Source organism: Bacteroidales bacterium (assembly GCA_013141385.1).
Classification (GTDB): domain Bacteria; phylum Bacteroidota; class Bacteroidia; order Bacteroidales; family Tenuifilaceae; genus UBA8529.
Genome location: JABFRB010000019.1, coordinates 329,810 through 352,271 on the forward strand (window position 1 = coordinate 329,810; position 22,462 = coordinate 352,271).

Annotated in this window: 19 protein-coding genes; 18 read left to right on the top strand and 1 reads right to left on the bottom strand. The window is 32.8% G+C overall.

The features are described 5' to 3' along the window. The first annotated feature begins 125 nt into the window (after positions 1–125). From vanZ to HOO91_12315, 4 genes are all read left to right on the top strand, one after another. A complete protein-coding gene (gene vanZ, locus HOO91_12300; GenBank protein NOU18328.1) occupies positions 126–521 on the top strand; it encodes a VanZ family protein in 396 nt (131 codons plus the stop codon). A gap of 251 nt (positions 522–772) precedes the next feature. Then, complete coding sequence (locus HOO91_12305; GenBank protein NOU18329.1) at positions 773–2,032, top strand: methionine adenosyltransferase; 1,260 nt, start codon at positions 773–775, stop codon at positions 2,030–2,032. Between the two features lie 117 nt (positions 2,033–2,149). Next, positions 2,150–3,061 carry a gliding motility-associated ABC transporter ATP-binding subunit GldA gene (gene gldA / locus HOO91_12310; protein ID NOU18330.1) on the top strand — a complete coding sequence of 304 codons (912 nt, stop codon included), beginning with the start codon at positions 2,150–2,152 and terminating at the stop codon, positions 3,059–3,061. Positions 3,062–3,116: 55 nt separating this feature from the next. After that, positions 3,117–4,031: a hypothetical protein gene (locus tag HOO91_12315; GenBank protein ID NOU18331.1), complete on the top strand. Its 915-nt coding sequence runs from the start codon at positions 3,117–3,119 to the stop codon at positions 4,029–4,031. A gap of 61 nt (positions 4,032–4,092) precedes the next feature. Here HOO91_12315 and HOO91_12320 read toward each other — a convergent pair whose 3' ends face one another. Then, positions 4,093–4,779, bottom strand: coding sequence for a 2-C-methyl-D-erythritol 4-phosphate cytidylyltransferase (locus tag HOO91_12320; protein ID NOU18332.1), 687 nt, complete (start codon positions 4,777–4,779; stop codon positions 4,093–4,095). A gap of 421 nt (positions 4,780–5,200) precedes the next feature. Between HOO91_12320 and HOO91_12325 the strand changes: the two genes are divergently transcribed. From HOO91_12325 to hisH, 14 genes are all read left to right on the top strand, one after another. Further along, a complete protein-coding gene (locus tag HOO91_12325) occupies positions 5,201–6,862 on the top strand; it encodes an AMP-binding protein (protein ID NOU18333.1) in 1,662 nt (553 codons plus the stop codon). 28 nt (positions 6,863–6,890) lie between these two features. Continuing rightward, complete coding sequence (locus HOO91_12330; protein NOU18334.1) at positions 6,891–8,546, top strand: AMP-binding protein; 1,656 nt, start codon at positions 6,891–6,893, stop codon at positions 8,544–8,546. A gap of 126 nt (positions 8,547–8,672) precedes the next feature. After that, positions 8,673–9,455: a hypothetical protein gene (locus HOO91_12335; protein NOU18335.1), complete on the top strand. Its 783-nt coding sequence runs from the start codon at positions 8,673–8,675 to the stop codon at positions 9,453–9,455. Between the two features lie 338 nt (positions 9,456–9,793). Next, on the top strand, positions 9,794–12,220 hold the full coding sequence (locus tag HOO91_12340) for a polysaccharide biosynthesis tyrosine autokinase (GenBank protein ID NOU18336.1): 2,427 nt from the start codon (positions 9,794–9,796) through the stop codon (positions 12,218–12,220). A 124-nt stretch (positions 12,221–12,344) separates the two neighbouring features. Next, the gene (locus tag HOO91_12345) at positions 12,345–12,671 is read left to right on the top strand and encodes a DUF2809 domain-containing protein (protein NOU18337.1); all 327 of its coding nucleotides are present in this window, start codon (positions 12,345–12,347) and stop codon (positions 12,669–12,671) included. A 27-nt stretch (positions 12,672–12,698) separates the two neighbouring features. Continuing rightward, positions 12,699–14,480, top strand: coding sequence for an asparagine synthase (glutamine-hydrolyzing) (gene asnB / locus HOO91_12350; GenBank protein ID NOU18338.1), 1,782 nt, complete (start codon positions 12,699–12,701; stop codon positions 14,478–14,480). Beyond that, positions 14,458–15,198 carry a class I SAM-dependent methyltransferase gene (locus HOO91_12355; protein NOU18339.1) on the top strand — a complete coding sequence of 247 codons (741 nt, stop codon included), beginning with the start codon at positions 14,458–14,460 and terminating at the stop codon, positions 15,196–15,198. Before asnB ends, HOO91_12355 begins: the two co-directional genes overlap by 23 nt. Before the next feature lie 7 nt (positions 15,199–15,205). Then, positions 15,206–16,072 carry a glycosyltransferase family 2 protein gene (locus tag HOO91_12360; protein NOU18340.1) on the top strand — a complete coding sequence of 289 codons (867 nt, stop codon included), beginning with the start codon at positions 15,206–15,208 and terminating at the stop codon, positions 16,070–16,072. A 10-nt stretch (positions 16,073–16,082) separates the two neighbouring features. Next, entirely contained in the window at positions 16,083–17,390 is a 1,308-nt protein-coding gene (locus tag HOO91_12365) for a hypothetical protein (GenBank protein ID NOU18341.1), read from the top strand. Between the two features lie 69 nt (positions 17,391–17,459). Further along, positions 17,460–18,932: a lipopolysaccharide biosynthesis protein gene (locus tag HOO91_12370; GenBank protein ID NOU18342.1), complete on the top strand. Its 1,473-nt coding sequence runs from the start codon at positions 17,460–17,462 to the stop codon at positions 18,930–18,932. Between the two features lie 98 nt (positions 18,933–19,030). Then, positions 19,031–20,158, top strand: a complete 1,128-nt coding sequence (locus tag HOO91_12375) for a DegT/DnrJ/EryC1/StrS family aminotransferase (protein ID NOU18343.1) — start codon at positions 19,031–19,033, stop codon at positions 20,156–20,158. Then, positions 20,155–20,823: a NeuD/PglB/VioB family sugar acetyltransferase gene (locus HOO91_12380; GenBank protein ID NOU18344.1), complete on the top strand. Its 669-nt coding sequence runs from the start codon at positions 20,155–20,157 to the stop codon at positions 20,821–20,823. Before HOO91_12375 ends, HOO91_12380 begins: the two co-directional genes overlap by 4 nt. A gap of 20 nt (positions 20,824–20,843) precedes the next feature. After that, on the top strand, positions 20,844–21,785 hold the full coding sequence (locus HOO91_12385) for a glycosyltransferase (protein NOU18345.1): 942 nt from the start codon (positions 20,844–20,846) through the stop codon (positions 21,783–21,785). A gap of 48 nt (positions 21,786–21,833) precedes the next feature. Further along, positions 21,834–22,445 (top strand): imidazole glycerol phosphate synthase subunit HisH, encoded by a 612-nt coding sequence (gene hisH, locus HOO91_12390; GenBank protein ID NOU18346.1) that lies wholly within the window; start codon positions 21,834–21,836, stop codon positions 22,443–22,445. Positions 22,446–22,462: the final 17 nt, after the last annotated feature.

Sequence of the window (22,462 nt, forward strand, 5' to 3'; positions counted from 1 at the left end):
ATGAAAAAAAATCAATGAAATTAAAAAACTCGTATTTGGCAATAAAAATGCTAATCGTTTGTAATGATTTTTTACTTTTACGTTTCAATGGATTACATTGCAACGGATAATTATTACATATAAAGATGCCTGAATTTTTTAAAAATCATTGGAAATCTATTACGTGGGCAGTGTTTATTTTTATCCTATGTGGCATTCCCGGAAATCAAATTAGCAAAGTAAAGATTATTGATATCCCACATTTTGATAAAATTGTACACTTTTCTTTTTATTTTACTTTTACTTTGCTTCTGATATCTGAAAACAATTCACAAAAATTGCAACAAAAAGCCACAATAAAAGCCATTCTGATCGCAGGGGTAATTTCAATAAGTTATGGTATTTTAATCGAAATTCTTCAAAAATTAGTTTTTATAAATCGAGGAGCAGAAATCTGGGATGTAGTAGCCAATGCATTTGGTTTTATACTAGCAACACTTTCATATCGATTGGTTAATCGGATAACCAGAGGGTACATCTAATATGCGAATAGTTGTTTGTATATAGTACACACGGAGAAAAAAATAGAAAAAACACCGCAATTATTAAAAATTATTAAAACCAATCAAGAATAATGAGCAAACGTATATTTATTTCATTACATTTGTAACCTTAATAATGTATGTGGAAAGATTTGGCTGATTGCAACCACAGTAAAAAAATGCTAAAAAAGGGCAGAATGCCTGGCAATCCCGAAACCTTTCCTATTTAGTAAACCTATAAAACATAAAAAATGGGATATTTATTTACATCCGAAAGTGTTTCGGAAGGGCATCCTGATAAAGTTGCCGACCAAATTTCTGATGCTTTACTTGATGAGTTTCTTCGCCAAGATCCTAACTCAAAAGTTGCATGTGAAACATTAGTAACAACAGGTTTAGCTGTGTTAAGTGGCGAGGTCAAAACCAAAGCCTATATTGATGTTCAAGAAGTAGCTCGTAGAGTGATAAGACGTATCGGTTATACCAAACACGAGTATCGTTTTGACTCTGAGTCTTGTGCCGTTATTTCTAGCATTCATGAACAATCGCCCGATATCAACATGGGTGTTGTAAGAGAAAAGGAAGAGGATCAAGGCGCTGGAGATCAGGGTATGATGTTCGGTTATGCTTGTCGCGAAACAGATGAGTACATGCCATTAACGCTAATGCTTTCACATCTTCTTTTGGTCGAACTTGCTAAAATCAGACGTGAGGGTAAGCAAATGACCTACCTACGTCCAGATGCAAAGAGTCAAGTTACCCTCGAATACGATGATAAAAATAATCCTTATCGTATTCACACAATAGTAGTTTCTACTCAGCATGATGATTTTGATGAGGAGAAGAAGATGCTTGAAAAAATAAAGAATGATGTAAAGACTATTCTTATTCCAAGAACAAAAGCACTATTTCCTGAGAGGGTTCAAAAACTTTTTAAAGACGATTTTATTCTTCATGTTAACCCAACAGGAAAATTTGTTATTGGCGGTCCACATGGAGATACTGGCTTAACAGGGAGAAAAATAATTGTTGATACTTTTGGAGGAAAAGGGGCTCATGGTGGTGGTGCTTTTTCTGGTAAAGATTCATCAAAAGTAGACCGTTCTGCTGCTTATGCCGCTCGTCATATTGCAAAAAACCTTGTTGCAGCAGGTGTTGCGGATGAGATTCTTGTTCAAGTTGCCTATGCAATTGGTGTTGCACAGCCAGTTGGACTATTCGTAAATACTTATGGCACAGCAAAGGTTAAACTATCCGATGGGGAAATAGCAAAGAAAATCGAAGGCCTTTTCGATATGCGCCCAGCGGCAATTGTAAAACGCTTCGGTTTAAAAAATCCTATTTTCGAAGAAACAGCATCTTATGGTCACTTTGGCCGTATTCCTTATAAGAGGATGGTCAAATTTATAGAACCAGGCAATGGAGGTAAAGAATATGAGAAAGAAGTCGAATTTTTTACTTGGGAAAAATTAGATTATGTAGATAAAATCAAAACAACTTTTGGAATTTAATATAAATGTTGTTTAATATTCAAAGAGGCATCTTTAACAGGATGCCTCTTTTGTTAAACATAGGAGTGCAAAAGTAAACGTTATTTTTCTTAGGTTTGCATGTACTAATATAATAGCATGTCAATTAAGGTTTCTAATGTAGTAAAAGACTATAGTAGGCAGAGAGCGCTTGATGGTGTGTCGTTCGAGGTACAATCTGGAAATGTAGTTGGTTTTTTAGGCCCGAATGGCGCTGGAAAATCGACCATGATGAAAATTATTACAGGATTCATTCCTCAAACCTCTGGAATTGTTGAGGTTAATGGTGTTAATATTGAAAACCAAGAGATTGATATAAGAAAAGAGATTGGTTATTTACCAGAGAACAATCCGCTTTACACTGATATGTATGTGAAGGAGTATCTCCGTTTTGTTGCAAATATCTATAACCTTGGTAAAAGCAAAGATAAACATATAGGCGAACTTATTTCGATAACAGGAATTGGACATGAACAGAATAAGAAAATAGGCTCCTTATCAAAAGGATATCGTCAACGAGTTGGTTTGGCTCAAGCGCTTATTCATAATCCAAAAGTCTTAATCCTCGATGAACCCACAAGTGGCTTAGATCCCAATCAAATATTAGAAATCCGTAAGCTTATTAAAGATATTGGTAGGGAAAAAACGGTTTTATTATCTACACATATAATGCAGGAAGTTCAGGCCATTTGTCAAAAAATAATCATAATAAATAATGGAAAAGTTGTTGCCGATGGCTCCACAGAGGATATTATGACACAATCGAAGGGAAACGGATCTAACATTCTAGTTGAATTTGTTGAGGCATTAGAAGAACATGTTTTTTATAAAATCAAAGAAGTTTCTGCAGTTGCGAACATGGGTAACAACACATGGCTTCTTTCAATCAATAGTAGTGATGACATACGACCACTGATATTCAGGTTTGCAGTAGAAAATGGCTTAACTTTAATAGCAATGCAACAAAAGGGAAAACTACTAGAGGAGATTTTTCAGTCATTAACAAAATAAGGATTATCTTTAAAGAAGTATAAGAACATTAAAACAAAACACAAAAAGAGAACATATGGAAAACTCAGGTAACAACCTACCAGAAAGCAACAACCATGAAAAATCAAAAGCAGTTGTATTTCTTTCTATATTAATTGTTGTTTTAGCAATTGTCCTCCTTGTAGTTGGATGGATGTATTATCAAAAAAATAGAGATTCGGAGAATATGCAGGTTCAACTTACCGCAGAAAAAGACTCCATCGCCAGAAATCTTAAGGGATTAATGGCAGACTATAAAACGCTAGAAACAACAAATGACACAATTAATCAGAAGCTTCAAACAGAACAAGATCGCGTAAAAAGACTTTATTCACAGATTCAATCCGAAAGAAATATTAGTTATTCAAAAATTAAAGAGTATCAACGAGAATTGGGAACTCTTCGGACAATTATGAAGGATTTACTCCATGATGTTGATTCGTTAAATGCAGTTAATCAGAAACTTATTGTTGAAAATATTAAAATTAAGGAAGAGGCAACAACTGCAAAAAAAACAGTTAAAGAGTTGGAGCAAAAAACCGAAGAGTTGAATAGTCAGGTTGAAAAGGGATCCGTAATAAAAGCACGCAGCGTAGTTGCAATGGCGGTAAGTAGAAAAGGAAACGAGGTTACACGAGCCAGAAGAGTTGAAAAACTTCGAGTTTGTTTTACTCTTTCTGAAAATGTTATTGCAAAAGCAGGTGTTCGTGATGCTTATATTAGAATAATTGGACCGGATCAATTTGTCCTTGCAAAAGCAGAAACAGATCTTTTCGATTTTCAGGGTGAAAAAATTGTTTATTCAGCTAAACGCGAGGTTGATTACCAGAATAAGGATATAGATTTATGTATATTCTATGACAATAAGGGCGAATTAGTTGCTGGCAAATATCAGGCAACGGTGTATGTTGATGGTAATCTAGTTGGATCAGGAGAGTTTATGCTTAAATAGAATGCATTAATAAAAAGGAAAAGGGAGCAGTGGTGCTCCCTTTTTTAGTATCAAAACTCATTCAACAGGGATTGTTTTTCTTAAGTATAACTTCTGCAAACAACAAATCTTGAGGGGTTGTGATTTTAATATTCTCTTGATTCCCCTCAACTATATGGACTTGATTCCCAGCATACTCAACAACCGATGCATCATCAGTAAACGAGGACTGCCACTGTGTTTGGTAGCTTTGCTTAATAATCGAAGATTTGAAAACCTGAGGGGTTTGAATAAGTAATACTTTTTCCCTATCAACTGGGATTGTGCCCGATTCTTCACAAAACCTTACTGTTTCTAATGGCTTAATAGCGGGTATTGCATTTCCATATTTTTCTGCTTCTCGAAAGCATCTCTCAATAACCTCTCTTGAAACTAAGGGTCTTACCCCATCATGAATTGCAACAAGCGCATCTGAATCAATTACTTTCATCAAGCCGTTGGTAACGGACTGGAAACGAGTCTCTCCTCCTTCAGCTATGGTGTATTTAATGTCAAAATGGTGCTTTTTGCAAAGATCAAACCAGACAGGTATCTGAGACGCTGGCAAAACAAGGATGATTTCGATAATTGAGGGTAAAGCAAGAAAAGTCTCAATAGTATGAATTAGGATGGGCTTACCGAGAAGAGGTAAAAACTGTTTTGGAATATCTGCACCCATTCTTGTACCAGAACCGCCGGCAACAATTATTACAATTCTTCTAGAATTCATATTTTAAGGTTGTGGGAGAGGTTATAAAATGAAGTTTTTTTACAAAAAAGTTCGGTGATTTGCTATAAATAATTAATTATTAGTAATTATTGTTTATCAAATTAAGTCTTTTTGTTGAAAAATTTTACATTTGCAAGTGGATTCGATGACAAATTAATAAAGAATTTTAACATTACAGTGCAATCTTCTGACGTTTATTCGTCTGAAATTAGTAATTGTATTTAATAACCAATCACAGCAAACGAAAAAGGTTATTCGTAATGTATTTTTTTGATCTCCATAAAAGCAAAACATGAAACATAAATGTTACTTTCTAAAACAAAAGAGGAGAAATAAAAGTACAACACCTTATTTATACTTAGAACAAGTTTTCAGAGATTATATATTTAGATAAACAAATGTTTAACTTGATTATATTTTAATGGACAAATGTTTTATTTCACTTATAGAAAAAAGTGTTAAGCAGAACTGGGATTTACCTGCATTTACAGATTATCAAGGAGTTACACTGAAATACTCAGATGTGGCGAAGAAAGTAGAAAAAATCCATATCATTTTCGAAAAAACCGGAATTCAAAAAGGGGATAAAATTTCCATTATTGGAAAAAACTCATCAATGTGGGCTGTTGCTTTTATAGCGTCGGTAAGTTTTGGGGCGGTGCTTGTACCCATACTACATGATTTTAAACCCGATAATGTTCACCATATTATCAATCATTCCGATGCAAGAATTTTGTTTGCAGGCGATAGTATTTGGGAAAACCTGAACGAAGCTCAAATGCGAGGAGTAAAATGTATTATTTCTCTTACCGATTTTTCAATTCTACATGAAAATACTCCGTTTTCAGTTAAAGAGATCAGAAGCCGTGTTCGAGAATTTTTTGATGAAAAATATCCACAAGGATTTTCTTCTAATCAAGTATCTTATCATCAGGATCAACCAGAGGAGTTAGCGGTTATAAACTATACATCAGGAACATCGGGATTTTCTAAAGGAGTAATGCTGCCCTATAGAAGTTTATGGAGCAACATGGTATTTGCCAAAGAGGTTATGCCTCTTAAATCGGGTGACAATATGGTATCCATTCTCCCCCTTGCGCATGCTTATGGTGCTGCCTTCGAATTTTTGTTTCCTTTTACTGTCGGATGCCATATTCATTTCCTTACAAGAACGCCCTCTCCAAAAATTATCCTCGAAGCCTTTGCCGAGTTAAGACCCAGGGTAGTGCTTTCCGTACCGTTGATAATCGAAAAAATTTACCGAAAGAATATTTTGGATTCCCTTAAACGCCCGTCTCTAAGGATATTACTAAAATTGCCCATTATAGATCGTAGGGTTCTTGGTAAAATCAGACAAAAACTCACAAAAATATTTGGCGATAATTTTATAGAAGTAATAATTGGTGGAGCAGCATTAAATCCTGAAGTTGAAAATTTTCTAAGAAATATTGGGTTTCGCTATACCGTTGGATATGGAATGACAGAATGTGGACCCATAATTGCCTATGATTCATGGAAAACAAATCGGCTATTTTCATCAGGAAAGGCGGTTGTTAATATGCAGATTAGGATTGATTCTCCGGATCCTCAAAGGATAATCGGGGAAATCCTTGTTAAGGGAGAAAATGTAATGCTTGGTTACTATAAAAACGAAGAAGCTTCAAGGCATGCAATTGATGAAGATGGTTGGCTTCATACAGGTGATCTTGGTATTATTGATGTAGATGGTTATCTCTATATAAAGGGAAGAAGTAAAAATATGATTCTTGGCTCAAGCGGACAAAACATATACCCCGAAGAGATAGAGGCGCGAATCAATAATATGCCATTCGTACAAGAATCGCTGGTTGTTGAGCATAATCAAAGACTTGTTGCGTTAATTTTTCCCGATTTTGATTTGGCCGATAAATCAGGCTATTCAAACGAAGATCTTGAAAAGGTAATTGAGTCTAATCGTGTGGAAATAAACAAGTTACTTCCCCAATATTGTCAGATAACAAAAGTTAAACTTTATCCAGAAGAATTCGAAAAAACACCCAAGAAAAGTATTAAAAGATTCCTATATCAACTTTCTCAAAACTAATTACGAACTTAAATCCCCCAATACCATGATGAATATCAATTACGTAAAAGAGTATATTGAAAAGAGCATTAAGGAAAACTGGGATCAGCCAGCATTTACCGACTATCAGGGTAAAACACTTTTATATCAGGATGTTGCTCAACAGATCCATAAGTTTCATAAAATCTTTGAGATGTGGGGAATTAAAAAAGGGGATAAGATATCACTGATTGGAAGAAATAACTCTAATTGGGCGGTTATCTATCTTGCAACCATTTCGTATGGAGCGGTTATTGTTCCCATTCTTGCCGATTTTGCAAATAATGATATTCACCATATTGTGAATCATTCTGATTCTGTAATGCTTTTTGTTGGTGATTCTGTATGGGATAATCTCGAAGAGAATTCAATGCCACACGTTAAGGCTATTTTTTCCATTGATAGTTCATCTCTTTTAGTAAATAGAGTAAGTAAAGCAGAACATAAACATCAGGATTTCCTTAAAACAATCGATGACGAAACCAAGAAGTTATCACCCAGTATGATTTCCTATCCTGAAATTCCTAATTCTAAACTTGGAGTTATCAGCTATACTTCAGGAACAACGGGTTTTTCAAAAGGAGTTATGCTTTCACTTAATAGTTTGGTGGCAAATGTTGATTTTGGAAGAAAAAACATTGGCCTAAAACCAAAAGACAAACTTGTTTCATTTCTACCATTAGCACATGCTTATGGTTGTGCTTTCGAATTTTTAATGCCTTTTTCAATTGGATGCCATATAACCTTCTTAACCAAAATACCATCGCCTAAGATTATCCTTCAGGCTTTTCAGGAGATTAAACCTAAATTAGTATTAGCGGTACCCTTGATTATTGAAAAAATTTACAAGAAGCAAATTTTGCCCATTATAAATAAGCCTTCAATGAAGTTACTAATCAATGTACCGATACTTAACAAAGCAATTTACCAGAAAATAAACGCAAAACTTACAAATGCGTTTGGAGGGAATTTTCTTGAAATTGTTATTGGGGGTGCTCCCATTAATAAGGAGGTTGAGGAGTTTTTACGCAAAATACGCTTTAGATATACCGTAGGCTATGGAATGACGGAGTGTGGCCCGTTAATATCTTACATCGGATGGGAGAAAATTAAAGCTGGTTCTTGTGGTGTTCTTTTACCAACCCTCCAAATAAAAATTGATTCGAAGAATCCGGAAAGCGAAGCAGGGGAGATTTTAATTAAAGGGGAAAACGTAATGGAAGGGTATTATAAAAACGAGGAGGCAACAAGGAAGACTCTCGTTGATGGATGGCTTCATACTGGTGATTTGGGTATTATAGATAATGATGGTTTTATTTTTATTAAAGGAAGAAGTAAAAGTATGATACTGGGCCCAAGCGGTCAGAATATTTACCCGGAAGAACTTGAGGCTAGGTTTAATAATTTACCATTTGTTACAGAGTCTCTGGTTATTGAAAAAAATAATAGATTGATTGCATTGGTATATCCCGATTTAGATGCTGCTGACGAAGCAAAATTGAAATCGGCTGATATTGAGAGAATAATGGAGCAGCACAGGGTTGATGTTAATAAAAATCTTCCACAGTATAGTCAAATCGTCAAGATCAAGCTATACCCAGAAGAATTTGAAAAAACTCCCAAGAAGAGTATAAAACGGTTCTTATATCAGATATCAGAAAACTAGAACATATTAATATTGTTGGATGTTGGTTTGGGACTTAGATTCAAATTTAGTTCAGCCCCTCATTCCAAAACCAACGAGCAACTATCAATTTTTTTCCTTACTTTTGCTTTAATTGAAAATAAAGCCATGAGGAAGCAGTTATTTGTTGAAATTTTCCTACTAAGTGTACTTATATTGTTTGCATTTACATCATGTAATAGAAGGGCGCAATTGCTTTATTTCAACAATATAAGTAATGAAAACCTCAAAACGATAAAAATTCCTGACTATACTCTTCGAACCGGAGATGTTTTATATATTCAAATAATTACCCAAGATCCTATTGTTTCCAATCTTTTTAATAATAGGGGAATGGGTAATGCCATTCAATCCTCGTTGTTTACAAACGAATCTGCAAATTACTTATATGGTTATTCAATTTCAGACTCAGGTTTTGTTCAATTACCCGTTCTGGGAAAGCTTAAAATTATTGATCTTACCATAAACCAGTGTCGAGAGTTAATTCAAAAACAGACAGAAAAATATTTGAATGATGGAATTGCAGTAGTAAAAATGCTTAGCTTCAAAGTCACAATTTTAGGGGAAGTCAAAAGCCCCGGGGTTAAGATAAACCTTAAAGACAACCTAACCATTTTTGAGGGGCTGGGCTTAGCCGGGGATGTTACCGATTATGCTGATAGAACAAATGTAATGTTGATTAGACAAACACCAGATGGAGTTAAAACATTAAGAATAAATCTTCAGGATAAAAGCCTCCTATTCTCAGAAGCATATTATTTAACACCAAACGATATGCTTGTTGTAGAACCTCGCAAAGGTAAACTATTCACTATGAATTCACCCAATATATCAATTTACCTTTCCATTGTAAGTACAACCCTATTGCTTATAAACTATATTCTCAAATAGTTGTTTAAGATTGATAAGAATCATTCATTTTCACCCTTGATTTAATTGATTCTTGAGGGATAATCAAACACCAATTACTATATTTGTATACATGATTTAAAGTTATTTTTATTTATATGTTTTTATGGATAAAACCATTGAAAACATTTGTTTTTTTAAGGGTAGGATAATTGATAATTCTTGATTTTGTCGTACAGTGTAGCTGTAACTGACCAAGCGAAGCTGTGTATTGAGGAACAGAAATATGTAGGTTAAAGAATTAGTTTGCTATTTTTTATTTTAACCAACCCAATATTATCCTCAACCAATGTAAAAATTCAACGAATAGCCGTAAGCAAATGGACAATCAACCAAACAGGAGAGAGGATCCTCCACATGAAGAAGATTCATTAGACATAAAAAAACATCTATTTTTGATATTATCAAATTGGTATTGGTTTGCACTTTCAATTTTTACCGGGCTATTTATTGGATATCTTGTGAGTCGATACTCCGTTAATGTTTATAGTATCCAATCTTCTCTAATCATTAGAGATGATGAGAGTCCCAATAGTTTTACAGGTGCTGAAAATCTTATTCAAGGGCTAAAATTGGTCAGAAATACAAAAAGCGTTCAGAATGAAATTGGTGTGCTAAAATCATATTCGTTAGCCTACAAGGCCTTATCAGAACTCGATGAATTTAATATTACCTATATTGGGGTTGGTCGAAGAGGGGTAGTAAAAAACGAACTTTATAAACGATCCCCATTTAAAGTTTTTCCCGATTCATCAAAAAGTAACCTCACGGATTACCCCGTAAATATCACAATTCTTTCTAATGAGAAGTATCTGCTTGAAATAGATAATAATTATAATATTAAAAAAGAAATAAAATGGGGAGAACCCTTCAAGAGCGAGATTTTCAATTTCACATTAAAGATTAGAAATCGTGAATTATTTTCCAATTACAATGCGGGAAGCAAGTTTTACTTTGTACTTAACTCTCTTAACTCCCTTGCAAATGCTTATAAAAGCAAAGTATCAATAGATCTTAATGATAAAAAAGGTTCAATTCTAGTTTTAAATACCACGGGGTTTGTTCCAGAAAAAGAGGCAGATTATCTTAATAATCTTATGCAAACGTATATTCAAAAAGGTCTTGATGAGAAGAATAGGATAGCAGAAAACACCATTAGATTTATTGATTCACAGTTAACCGATATGACAGATTCATTAAATGGTGCTGAAAAAAGGCTTCAGAATTTTAGATCGAGTAATAAGGTTATTAATATTGATAAAGAGGGCGTTATTATATATGAAAGTATTCAGAGACTTCAAGATGATAAGGGAAAGATAGATCTAAAGAGCAGATACTATAATTATTTAAAAAAATATTTAGAGGACAAACAGGAGTTAAAAGATATTGTTGCGCCTTCCGCTATGGGTGTGGAAGATGCTCAACTTGCCGATATTCTTACAGAACTTAATAAAGCATACATTGAACAAGAAATATTAATGCTTTCGGTAAACCCACAAACACCAGGATTAACGACTTACACTTTTACGCTTGAGACGTTAAAGAAAACTCTAGGGGAAAAAATTAAGAGCTTAATTGATGTTAATAAGGTTGCCCTTGGGGAGATAAATCGCAGGATGGTTGATTTGGAGCGAGAGATGAGCAAAATTCCTTACAATGAAAGATTACTAATTAGATTTGAGCGCGAATTTAACATGATCAATAAGATGTATACATATCTTAACGAGAAGCGCGCAGAGGCAGCAATAGCCAAAGCCTCTAATATTGCGGACAATAAAATCCTTGATTTTGCAATACCTCAGAACGCAACTATCATAAAGCCAAATAGGAGGATGATTTATATTAATGGTTTTTTTGTGGGGGCAATAATTCCTGTTTTAATAATATTTGGACTTAACTTTTTAAACACTAAGGTTACAGATTTAAAAGAGATTCATCGACTTACCTCCGCAATAGTTCTAGGGACTATCGGGCACAATAAATATGATAAAGATTTACCCTTGGTATCAAATCTGCGATCTACCTTGGCAGAATCGTTTCGTGGACTACGAACAAATCTGAAATATATTCTGCGAGAGCCGGACAAAAAAGTAATTACAATAACATCAACGGTAAGCGGTGAGGGAAAAACCTTTATTGCCTCAAATTTAGCATTAATAATTGCTTTAACGGGAAAAAAAGTGCTACTGGTTGGTCTGGATCTTCGCAAACCAAAGTTGAATGGCATTTTTGGAATAAGCCAACAAAATGGTATGAGTACGTACCTAATCGGGAAAGATGAGTTTGATTCAATCGTTTTTCAGACTAAATTCGATAATCTATTTATCTCCCCATCGGGTCCCATACCTCCAAATCCAGCGGAACTTATTGGTATTTCAAGAATGGATGAGTATATAAATGAAGCTAAAAAACGATTTGATTATATTGTAATTGACACACCTCCTCTGGCGGTTGTTACTGATACTCTTGTGATTTCGCGTTTTACCGATGCTTTATTGCTAGTTATAAGATTTAACTACTCAGACAAAGAGGTGCTAAATCTGGTAGAAAACCTAAGAACAAGTGAGGCGACTAAAAACATTGCATTAGTAATAAATGATGTTATTGCCAAGAAACATTATGGTTATAGCTATGGTTATGGTTTTAAGTATGGCTACCAATATCCCTACGAATATTCAAATGGCTATTATGATAGTGATGAAGCACCTTTAAACCTTAAAAGCCAAATACTCAAGTTTTTTAAATAAAAAACCCAATAAAGAATAACACTTTCGCCCAAAGCAATCGATAAGTAGAATGCTATTCAAATCAACGTCAAAAAAATATTATCGGAAATTTACGTTATTACTATTCCTTATTTTGATTGGAATATTGACAAAGTTTTACAAGGGATTCGGGTTTGAATTCATACAGAACCATTTAGGTGGAGTTATCTATGTTGTATTCTGGATACTGTTTTTTTCAATTATTTTCCCAAAGTTCTCAATCCTAAAGTTGAGTATTGGAGTCTTTTTAGTTACAAGCGCTATAGAGTTTACCCAATTAATTCATACACCATTCTTAGATAGCCTGCGCGAGCATTTCGTAATCCGAGCATTAATGGGTAGCACTTTTAATCCTTTCGATTTTATTTGGTATTTGGTGGGTGCATTATTAGGTTATTTGACTATTAGTCTATTTTTTAAAAAAGCTGATTAGATTGTATTTAATTACTCATTAAGAGGTATGTGTGGAATCGCTGGTCGTTTAAGTTCTGAAATTTGTTTAGAAAGCGAGAAAATCGTTTTGGATATATGCAATAAAATGATCCATAGAGGACCAGACTTTGGTTCTGTTAAATCATTTGGTGCAATGGTTATGGGTCATAGACGTCTTTCGATTATAGATTTATCTCTTGAGGCAAATCAACCAATGACTCTTACTACCGGGCGTTATTCCATAGTTTTCAATGGGGAAATCTATAACTATCAAGATATTCGAAACGAACTAATTAAAATCGGATATAAATTTCATACAAATTCCGATACCGAAGTTTTGTTATATTCATATCAACAGTGGGGAGAAAAATGCCTTACAAAGTTCAATGGAATGTTTGCATTTGCAATTTGGGATGAGATAGACCAATCACTGTTCTTGGCGAGAGATCGTTTTGGTAAAAAACCTCTTTTTTATTCAATTGGAAATAGCACTTTCACATTTGCATCAGAGACAATAGCTCTTTTAGAAGATCCGTCAATAAGCAACATATTTTCACACGAGGCAATTAATTGTTATCTATCGCTGGGTTATATTTTAAACCCAATGACAATGTATTCTTCAATAAAACTTCTTGAACCAGGTTCTTTCATGGTTATTTCTAGAGATTGTAAAATTGTTCGGAAAGGTTTTTATTGGAATTACGCAGGTAGCTTTAGAACCAAAATTAAAGCAAGCGAAGAAGAAATTGCAAAAAACATACTTGAATTGCTGAATGAATCAGTAAAAAGACGCATGATTAGCGATGTTCCTGTGGGTGCGTTTCTTAGTGGTGGCATTGATTCCAGCAGTATTGTTAGTTTAATGAAAAATTTTCACAAAGGAGATTTGCATACGTTCAGTGTTGGTTTTAATCAAAAAAGTTATAACGAACTACCTGATGCAGATCGTGTCGGTAAATGGGCAGATACAATTCATCACGGAATAATAGTAGATGCAAGACAAAACGATCAAATTCTTGAGGAATCAATTTGGGCAAGCGATCAATTGTTTTCTGACAACTCAATCATTCCTATGATAGAGGTCTCTAAGTTGGCTGCAAAGCAAGTTACGGTTGTTCTCTCCGGTGATGGTGCTGATGAATTATTTGGCGGCTACATTACCTACACAGCAGATAATTATTATAAAAAAGCACAAATAGTACCTAAAGTAATAAGGCAATTACTTGGTTCGCAAAAATTTAGTATTAATCCTTTTTCAACAAAAAAAATAAATTTCGATTACAGGAGACAACAATTCTTTAGTGGAACATTATTCAACTATCAAAAAGCACATTACTCTTGGCGAAATATATTTAATGAAGAGGAACGTATTAAAATCCTAGGAGAGTCATCAAGAGAATTGGTTTATGACACAGACCCTTTTAGAGTATTTAAGAAATATTATGATAATGTATTGGATTTAGAATCGCTCGATCAACATTTATATGTAGATGCTATGACATGGTTGACTGATGATATTCTAGTTAAAGTTGATCGTTCAACAATGCACAGCAGTATAGAAGCGCGAGCACCATACCTCGATATTGACCTTGTTAACTATGCCGCGTCAATTCCTTCAGCAATAAAGATGAAAAATGGGATTAAGAAATACATACTAAAAAAAGCATTAAAAAACACAGTACCAGAATTTGTTTTAAACAAGAAGAAAAATGGTTTCAACGCACCGGTGAATATGTGGATTGAAAACACAGAGAATAATGAGTTTAAGGTTTTTAATAAATATGTATATGAAAAGAGAATCTCAAAATAATCAAGGTACTATACCAACGGGATTCTCTACAATGACCTCATCTGTAGAGTATGCAGATAATTATAATTCTTGGATTTTAAAGGAATATAAGCCTTTTATCGGAAAAAACATTTTAGAGATTGGTACAGGTCAAGGAAATTTTAAGAAATACTTAAAAAGTTCTTGTTCAAATTATGTTTCTATAGATATTGATGGCGATGTAATTAATAGAGCGATTCAAAGAGACCCTGAAGGGATATATTTAAATATATCTATAACAGATCCAGAATGCGTAAATGTTTTAAAGCAATATAAATTTGACACCATTATTTGCTTTAACGTGATAGAGCACATAAGTGAAGCAGAGGTTGCCATTTCTAATATGATTGAAATACTCGCATCAAAAGGAAATTTATTGCTTTTTGTACCTGCCTTTCCTTCGCTTTACAATAGTATGGATCAATTAGCAGGGCATTTTAGACGATACACAAAGGAGAGTTTAGTAAAATCCATTAATTCCAATAAATCTATAATAAGCAAAATGGAATACTTTAACTTTATTGGTGGGATAGGTTGGTATTTTAATAAATTAATTAAACACAAAGACTTAGATAGTAAATCATTAAATACACAAATGAAATTTTTCGACAAATTTATTGTCCCTTTTTCAAAATTAATAAATCCAATAACAAAAAATATTTTTGGTCAGTCCCTATTATTAGTGTTAAATAAAAAATAATAAAACTATGTTTTCAATCATAATACCAGCTTTTAATGAGGAGGATGCTATTGATAGCACGATCAAACAATGTAAAGCAATCATTGAAAAATGTGGTGATACACAATCGGAGGTAATTATTGTTGATGATGGTTCAAACGATAACACTATAGAAAATGCTAAAATAGCAGGAGCTCAAGTTATAAGGCATCCACATAATATTGGTTATGGTCGTTCATTAAAGGATGGAATAATGGCTGCAAAGAACGATATAATTATTATTACCGATGCCGATGGAACTTATCCAATTGAGAGTATCCCAGAGTTGCTTTCAGAATATAGTAAAGGTTTTGATATGGTGGTTGGAACAAGAAGTGGCAAGCATTATCGTGAATCATTATTTAAAACCATTCATCGGAGAATATTAAAATTTCTTGTTGAATTTACAGCCGGACGAAAGATTCCTGATATAAATTCAGGACTTCGAATATTCTCCAAAAAAACAGTTACCTCTTATTTTAATACCCTTTGTGATACTTTTAGTTTCACAACATCTCTTACACTAGCCTATATGATGACAGGTAAATTTGTGAAGTATATACCAATTCAGTATAATAAAAGAATAGGAAAAACGAAGGTTCGTCTGTTTGCAGACTCAATGCGTACTTTGCAATTTATTGTTGAAGCTATTTTATATTATAATCCAATAAAAATATTTCTGGTTTTCAGCATGTTGTTAATTTTCTTTGCTATTATAAGTTTAACAATTGCCTATTTTACATTTATTAAAATAACCTATATTTTTGGAATAGCGTGTTTAATTGCTTCAATATTTATGTTTGGAATGGGCTTATTATCAGTTCAATTAAAACAAATTATCAATAGAGATAAATAGAAAAATTATTATGAATTTATTGAAATTTCAAAAAAAAGATTATCCCTTTCTGGTTCTTTCTTTTTTAATCTATTCAATATTATGTTTTGTAATCTTTAGACGAGGCTTAATTTTAGCTCCGGATAGTGATGGCTATATCAATCCGACTATTATTAGATCGCCTGTTTATCCCTTAATTATTCAGTTTTGTAAATTATTGGTTGGTATATATTATGATAAATTATTGCTTTTACTTCAAATAGTAATCGGGTTAATTGGAGTAGGCGTTTTTTCAAAACTTCTTTTTAAGCAGTTTTCTCTAAATAAGTGGTTGGTATTAGTTATATCATTTATGCTATTTTCGCCATATATTTTTTCAATACAGGTGGGTAATATGCTGTTAACAGAATCTTTAGCATATCCATTATTTCTAATAACTATTAAGTACATACTTGAAGGTATGTCTGGCAGCAACCACAGAAAATTCATTCTTTCCTTTTTCTTTTTAACTCTTCTAATTCTTACTCGCAGTCAATTCCTTTTTTTATACCCTTTAATAGCTATAATCTTTTTTTATTTATTTATTTTCACGACAACAAATAAACTTAAACTTTTAAAGCTTTCAATAATCTTTATTGGAATGGTTATTAGTTGTTTTCTCTTAGAAATGACCTATCATTATGTTGTTAGTGGAAAATTTATAAGGACACCATTTACAGGAATTCAGTTAGCTACAAATGCGATTTATGTATCTTCTTCAAAAGATTCAACTATATTTTATGATAAAGCAGAAAGACAAACTTTCGTAAAAATTGTTAAAGAAGCGGAAAACAAACAATTGACCTTATCTACCTTTTCGAGTAAAGAAAACACGAGTTTTATACATCATTATGGAGTTGCATATAATGAAATATGTTGGAGAACGATATATCCAATTTTACAGAAGCAGATAATGTCAAAAAACATTTCAGATATGTACATGGAAATTGATAAGATAACCATTTCTATTTCAAAAAAATTGATGTTATACAATTGGAAACCATTTCTAACCTTGTATTTTAAAAACATGTACAATGGAATGGGAGGATTTATTGGTTTTACTTGGACCCTTTTGTCATTACTTTGTTTGTTAGCATTGTTTTTTATAGGCAAACGAAGCATTGAGATTATAATCCTTGCAACCTTATTTATTAGTCACCTGCTTAATTTAAGCCTTGTTTCTTTGGTGGAACCCATTATTATACGATATTCTTTTTATACAGAAATACTATTATTGGTAGTACTTACAAGCATTCTCTTATCTATATTTCAACAGAAAAAACACTTTGCAACAACTTAAAATGTTGTCTAGTAATTCTTGAATGTTTGTTAGATAAAAACTCAAAATAAATAAGCGGGAATAAACAGATTGACATTTAAACAAAAAACAATTCACGGGCTCTTCTGGAGTCTCTTTGAGACAGTCGGTAACCAAGGTGTACAATTTATTATTGGAATAATCTTGGCAAGATTACTTCTTCCGGAAGATTATGGAATAACTGGTGTTTTGGCTATTTTTATAGGTATTGCTGGCGTTTTGGTAGACAGTGGTTTTAAAACATCCATTATCAGAAGCAAAGATTTATCAGGGGTTGATTGTTCCACCATTTTTTATGTAAATTTTTTAATAAGTATTCTTATTGGATTGTTAATTTTTTTATCGGGAGAGAGTATTGCGAGGTTTTTTAATAAACCAGAACTTGTTAATGTAACTAGGGTATTTGCAATAATTCCTGTAATTAATGGTCTTGGTTTAGTGCAATCAGCATTACTGTTTAAGAATTTACAATTTAAGTTAAATGCAAAAATTTCGATTGCTTCAAATGTAGTTTCTGGTTTAATTGCCTTGTTTTTGGCCTTTAACGGTTTTTCATATTGGGCATTGGTTTGGAGAGCGCTAATTGGGGCGGGCATATATACAATATTATTGTGGCTTACTAGCAATTGGAGACCGAGCATAGTTTTTTCTATGATAATATTGAAAAAGCACTTTAAATTCAGTTCAAGATTACTTGTAGGAGAAATCCTCGCTACACTATTTAACAATATATATTCTTTAATTTTTGGTAAATTTTTTTCTTTTAAAGAACTAGGGTTTTATACTAGAGGGAAGGGATTTGTAGATACGGTTACTAAGACACTTTCTGTTGCCATTCAAAAGGTTAATACTCCGTTACTATCGGCATCAGGTGATGATGATAACTACAAGATTGCAGTATATGTTAAATTGCTTAGAGCGACCACATTACTTATATTTCCTGCTTCGGTACTTTTGGTTGCAGTTTCCGAACCAATGATTATTTTTCTTATTGGTGAAAAGTGGAGGATGGCCATTCCTTATGTACAAATATTAGCAATTTCAGGCATGATTTATCCGGTACTTAATGCAAATTATGCACTTTATGAAGTATTAGGAAGGTCGGATATAATCATCAAACAAACAATAATTGCTAGGCCAATGGAAATTATTATTTTACTCATAACAGTACAGTTCAGTGCAATGACTGTTGCTTGGGGTATTTTATTCTTTGGAGTATTTGGACTCTTTCTCTCTTTTTATTTCGTTGAGAAAGTAATAGACAGAAATGTTTCTATTATTATGAAGGCATTATTGCCCGCATTGACAATTTCCATTGTAATGGGAATATCAGTTTATTTTATTGGACTCATTTTAAAAAATTGCTTAAGTAGCGGTATTCTGTTTGGGCTTCAATCAATTTTAGGTATTATTATTACAATTTTAATTTTTATGTTATTAAAAGTTAGAGAATTCGAGTTAATTAAAACCGTTATTTTATTAAGACTTGATTTGTTTTGGAAGAAATCTGGTGTTGTCAAGTAAAACAAAGATGTTACTAGTAATAAAAAACAAAGTAAAAAACCCAACTCAAAATTGCATTGTTATAAAATAAATTAGAAAACAAATCATAATTTGATAGTATGAGTAAAGATTTAGACCATCCTGTTTTTGTAACCCAACCCTTTTTACCACCAATAGAAGAATTTATTCCATATCTTCAAAAAATATGGGGAAGCCATATCTTGACTAATAACGGCCCATTTCATCAGCAACTTGAGCAGGAACTTTGTGAGTATCTAGGTATAAAATATATATCTCTTTTTTCCAATGGTACACTCGCTCTTGTAACGGCACTTCAAGCACTACGTATTACTGGTGAAGTCATTACAACACCATATAGTTTTGTAGCCACAACACATGCCCTATGGTGGAATAATATAAAACCTGTTTTTGTAGATATTGAACCGAACACGTTTAACCTTGATGTTGATAAAATTGAATCAGCCATTACTCCAAAAACAACGGCAATCCTTCCCGTACATGTATACGGGAATCCTTGCAATGTTGAGAAAATTAAAAAAATTGCTGATACTTATGGGCTAAAAATTATTTATGATGCATGTCACACCTTTGGTGTTACAATTAATGGAATTCCTATTCTGAAATTTGGAGATTTATCAGTTATGAGTTTCCATGCTACAAAAGTTTACAACACTTTTGAAGGAGGTGCAATTATTTGTCATGATGAGGTTACTAAAAAACGGATAGATAATCTGAAAAATTTTGGTTTTGTGAACGAAACTACCGTTGTAACGCCTGGAATTAATGGCAAAATGAATGAAGTTCAAGCTGCAATGGGTATACTTCAATTAAAATATCTTGATAGGATGATTGAAAAACGAAAAAAAATTGCAGAACGATATCGAAGAGGTTTAAATAAAATAGATGGCATAAATTTTATAAATGATATAATAGATGTAAAGCATTGTTACTCCTATTTCCCAATATTTATTAACAATGAAGGGTTTGGCAAAAATCGAGATGAAGTATATGAAGAACTAAAAAAAAAGAATATTTTTGGAAGACGATATTTTTATCCATTAATCAGTCAATTCCCCACATATAAAGGATTAGAATCAGCGAAAACAGGTAAAATGCCAATTGCTGAAAACATAACTCAGCAGGTACTTTGTTTGCCTATGTTTTCGGACTTAAGTGAGGATAACGTTGATTTTATTTGCAATGTAATTAAAAAAATGAAAAAATGAAAAACATTGTTCTATTTGGAGGGGGCACTCATGTTCGTTATTGTATTGATATTATTGAAAAAGAAAATAAATATAATATCGTAGGAATAACTGATCCCTATTTAGAAGTAGGTACAAAAATTATGGGATATTACATCATAGGCAAACAGGAAGAATTAAAGTCGTTAATAAAGAAGCATAATATTGAGGCTGGAATAATTACAATAGGTGATAATTGGACTCGTAAAATCGTATTAGATGAAATATTAAACATTGACCCCGATTTTGAGTTTGTTTCTACTATTCATCCTTCAGTAATTCTAGGAAAAAATGTTAATATAGGAAAAGGAACTATAATGATGGCTGGATGTATTGTAAATCCCAATACAACAATTGGAAATTTCTGTTTTTTTGCAACGGGTGCAATTTTGGAACACGATTGTTATATGGGAAATTTTGCTAGTATTTCGGCCGGTTCTCTAACAGGAGGTAAGGTTAAAATAGGTGAATTTGTAGCTATTGCGTTGGGGGTTGTTTTGTTAGATAGAATTGAAATCGGAGATCATACTGTAATTGGCAGCGGATCGCTGGTAACTAAAAGTATTGCTGGTTATGTTGTAGCCTATGGAAGTCCGGCTAAAATAATTAGATCAAGAAAAAAAGATGAAAAATTTTTGAAATCTTAGAGTTCAACTTTTAAATGCTAGTGAGCGTTTGTATAATTTCCTACAATCATGAGTCTTATATAGGTAAGGCTATTGAAGGTGTAATTATGCAAAATGCGACTTTTAATATAGAAATAATTATCGGTGAAGATTTTTCCACGGATAAGACCAGGCAAGTTTGTCAAGAATATTCCCAAAGATATCCAGATAAGATAAAATTATTAAATTCTGAAAAAAACTTAGGAGCAATACAGAATTTTATTAGAACGCTTATGGCGTGTTCTGGCCAATATATTGCTCTGTGCGAAGGAGACGATTATTGGATTGACCCAAATAAACTACAAAAACAAGTTAATTTTCTAGAATCTAATCCCGACTTCATAGTCCATCATCATAACGTGATGATTGTTAATAAAGAGGGAAATGAACAACATCCTTTTTTTGATTCTAAACAAAACATAAAGTTCGAATCCGAATTAAGTGATTATTTATTGGGAGGAGTTGCATGTAAAATCTGTTCTATGGTTTTTAGATGGAATCAAAAAACACAAAAAGGCCTAACAGTGCTTAAATATTTGGACGACAATGTTTTATATGCATATCTCTTGAGCTTTGGATACAGATCAAAATATTCAAACGAGTTGATGGCATGTTACAGGATTCATCAGGGGGGAATTTGGTCTTTAAGGGATGAAAAAACCAGAGGATTACAGGCAATAAACACTTACAAGGGATTACTGCAGGTTTGTAAAGGGAAAAGATTTTTGGATAATCAATTGTTTACCTTTGTCGGTTTATTCATTACTTTATCAAAATTAAGTAGTAGTTACAAGGAAAGAATGAGGTATAACTTTTTTGCAATAAAATATTTACTTGCATTCAGATATCTAAATTATCGGGATATTTTCAGCCTTAAATTTTTGAAAAATTTTGCTAAAAGCATATTATTTATTTTCGTTTCAGTTTTAGACGTTAGATATTGAATTTAATTTACGTACCATCGTATGTTAATAAAGATTATTTCATAAAAAATGATAACTATCATAAATTACGGTATGGGCAACCTTGGTTCCATTACTAATATGATAAAACGGGTTGGGTTTAGTAGCGAGATTACATCTGATTTATTAAAAATCGAATCTGCCTCAAAAATCATCTTGCCAGGGGTTGGACATTTTGATAAAGCCATGCAGAATATTATTAGTCTTGGTTTATTGGATATTATTAAGAAGAAAGCATTAGTAGATAAAACACCTATTCTTGGTATTTGTCTTGGAATGCAACTAATGTGTAAAAATAGTGAAGAAGGTAATGAAAAAGGAATTGGTCTAATAAATGCAGAGGTTAAAAAGTTTAAATTTTCCAATAATATCTTATATAAAGTACCACACATGGGTTGGAATTTAATCAATATTTCCAAAGAATCGCCACTGTTATTTGGAATGAATGAAACCCCTCGATTTTATTTTGTTCATTCATACTATGTAATGTGTAATGATATAAACGATGTTTTATCAACAACTTCATACGGATTTGATTTTCATTCTTCGTTTGCACATAATAATATAATGGGTGTACAGTTTCATCCAGAAAAGAGCCATAAATTTGGAATGCAACTTTTAAAAAACTTCATCAATCTTTAAGATCGTATCTTCAAATA

Bases quoted from the DNA above. Each gene is read 5' to 3' on its own strand.
- HOO91_12335 (NOU18335.1), top strand. From the start codon at position 8,673: ATGAGGAAGCAGTTATTTGTTGAAATTTTCCTACTAAGTGTACTTATA.
- HOO91_12375 (NOU18343.1), top strand. From the start codon at position 19,031: ATGAGTAAAGATTTAGACCATCCTGTTTTTGTAACCCAACCCTTTTTA.
- HOO91_12365 (NOU18341.1), top strand. From the start codon at position 16,083: ATGAATTTATTGAAATTTCAAAAAAAAGATTATCCCTTTCTGGTTCTT.
- vanZ (NOU18328.1), top strand. From the start codon at position 126: ATGCCTGAATTTTTTAAAAATCATTGGAAATCTATTACGTGGGCAGTG.
- HOO91_12315 (NOU18331.1), top strand. From the start codon at position 3,117: ATGGAAAACTCAGGTAACAACCTACCAGAAAGCAACAACCATGAAAAA.
- HOO91_12320 (NOU18332.1), bottom strand. From the start codon at position 4,779: ATGAATTCTAGAAGAATTGTAATAATTGTTGCCGGCGGTTCTGGTACA.
- HOO91_12305 (NOU18329.1), top strand. From the start codon at position 773: ATGGGATATTTATTTACATCCGAAAGTGTTTCGGAAGGGCATCCTGAT.
- HOO91_12325 (NOU18333.1), top strand. From the start codon at position 5,201: ATGGACAAATGTTTTATTTCACTTATAGAAAAAAGTGTTAAGCAGAAC.
- hisH (NOU18346.1), top strand. From the start codon at position 21,834: ATGATAACTATCATAAATTACGGTATGGGCAACCTTGGTTCCATTACT.
- gldA (NOU18330.1), top strand. From the start codon at position 2,150: ATGTCAATTAAGGTTTCTAATGTAGTAAAAGACTATAGTAGGCAGAGA.
- HOO91_12355 (NOU18339.1), top strand. From the start codon at position 14,458: ATGAAAAGAGAATCTCAAAATAATCAAGGTACTATACCAACGGGATTC.
- HOO91_12340 (NOU18336.1), top strand. From the start codon at position 9,794: ATGGACAATCAACCAAACAGGAGAGAGGATCCTCCACATGAAGAAGAT.
- HOO91_12360 (NOU18340.1), top strand. From the start codon at position 15,206: ATGTTTTCAATCATAATACCAGCTTTTAATGAGGAGGATGCTATTGAT.
- HOO91_12380 (NOU18344.1), top strand. From the start codon at position 20,155: ATGAAAAACATTGTTCTATTTGGAGGGGGCACTCATGTTCGTTATTGT.
- HOO91_12330 (NOU18334.1), top strand. From the start codon at position 6,891: ATGAATATCAATTACGTAAAAGAGTATATTGAAAAGAGCATTAAGGAA.
- asnB (NOU18338.1), top strand. From the start codon at position 12,699: ATGTGTGGAATCGCTGGTCGTTTAAGTTCTGAAATTTGTTTAGAAAGC.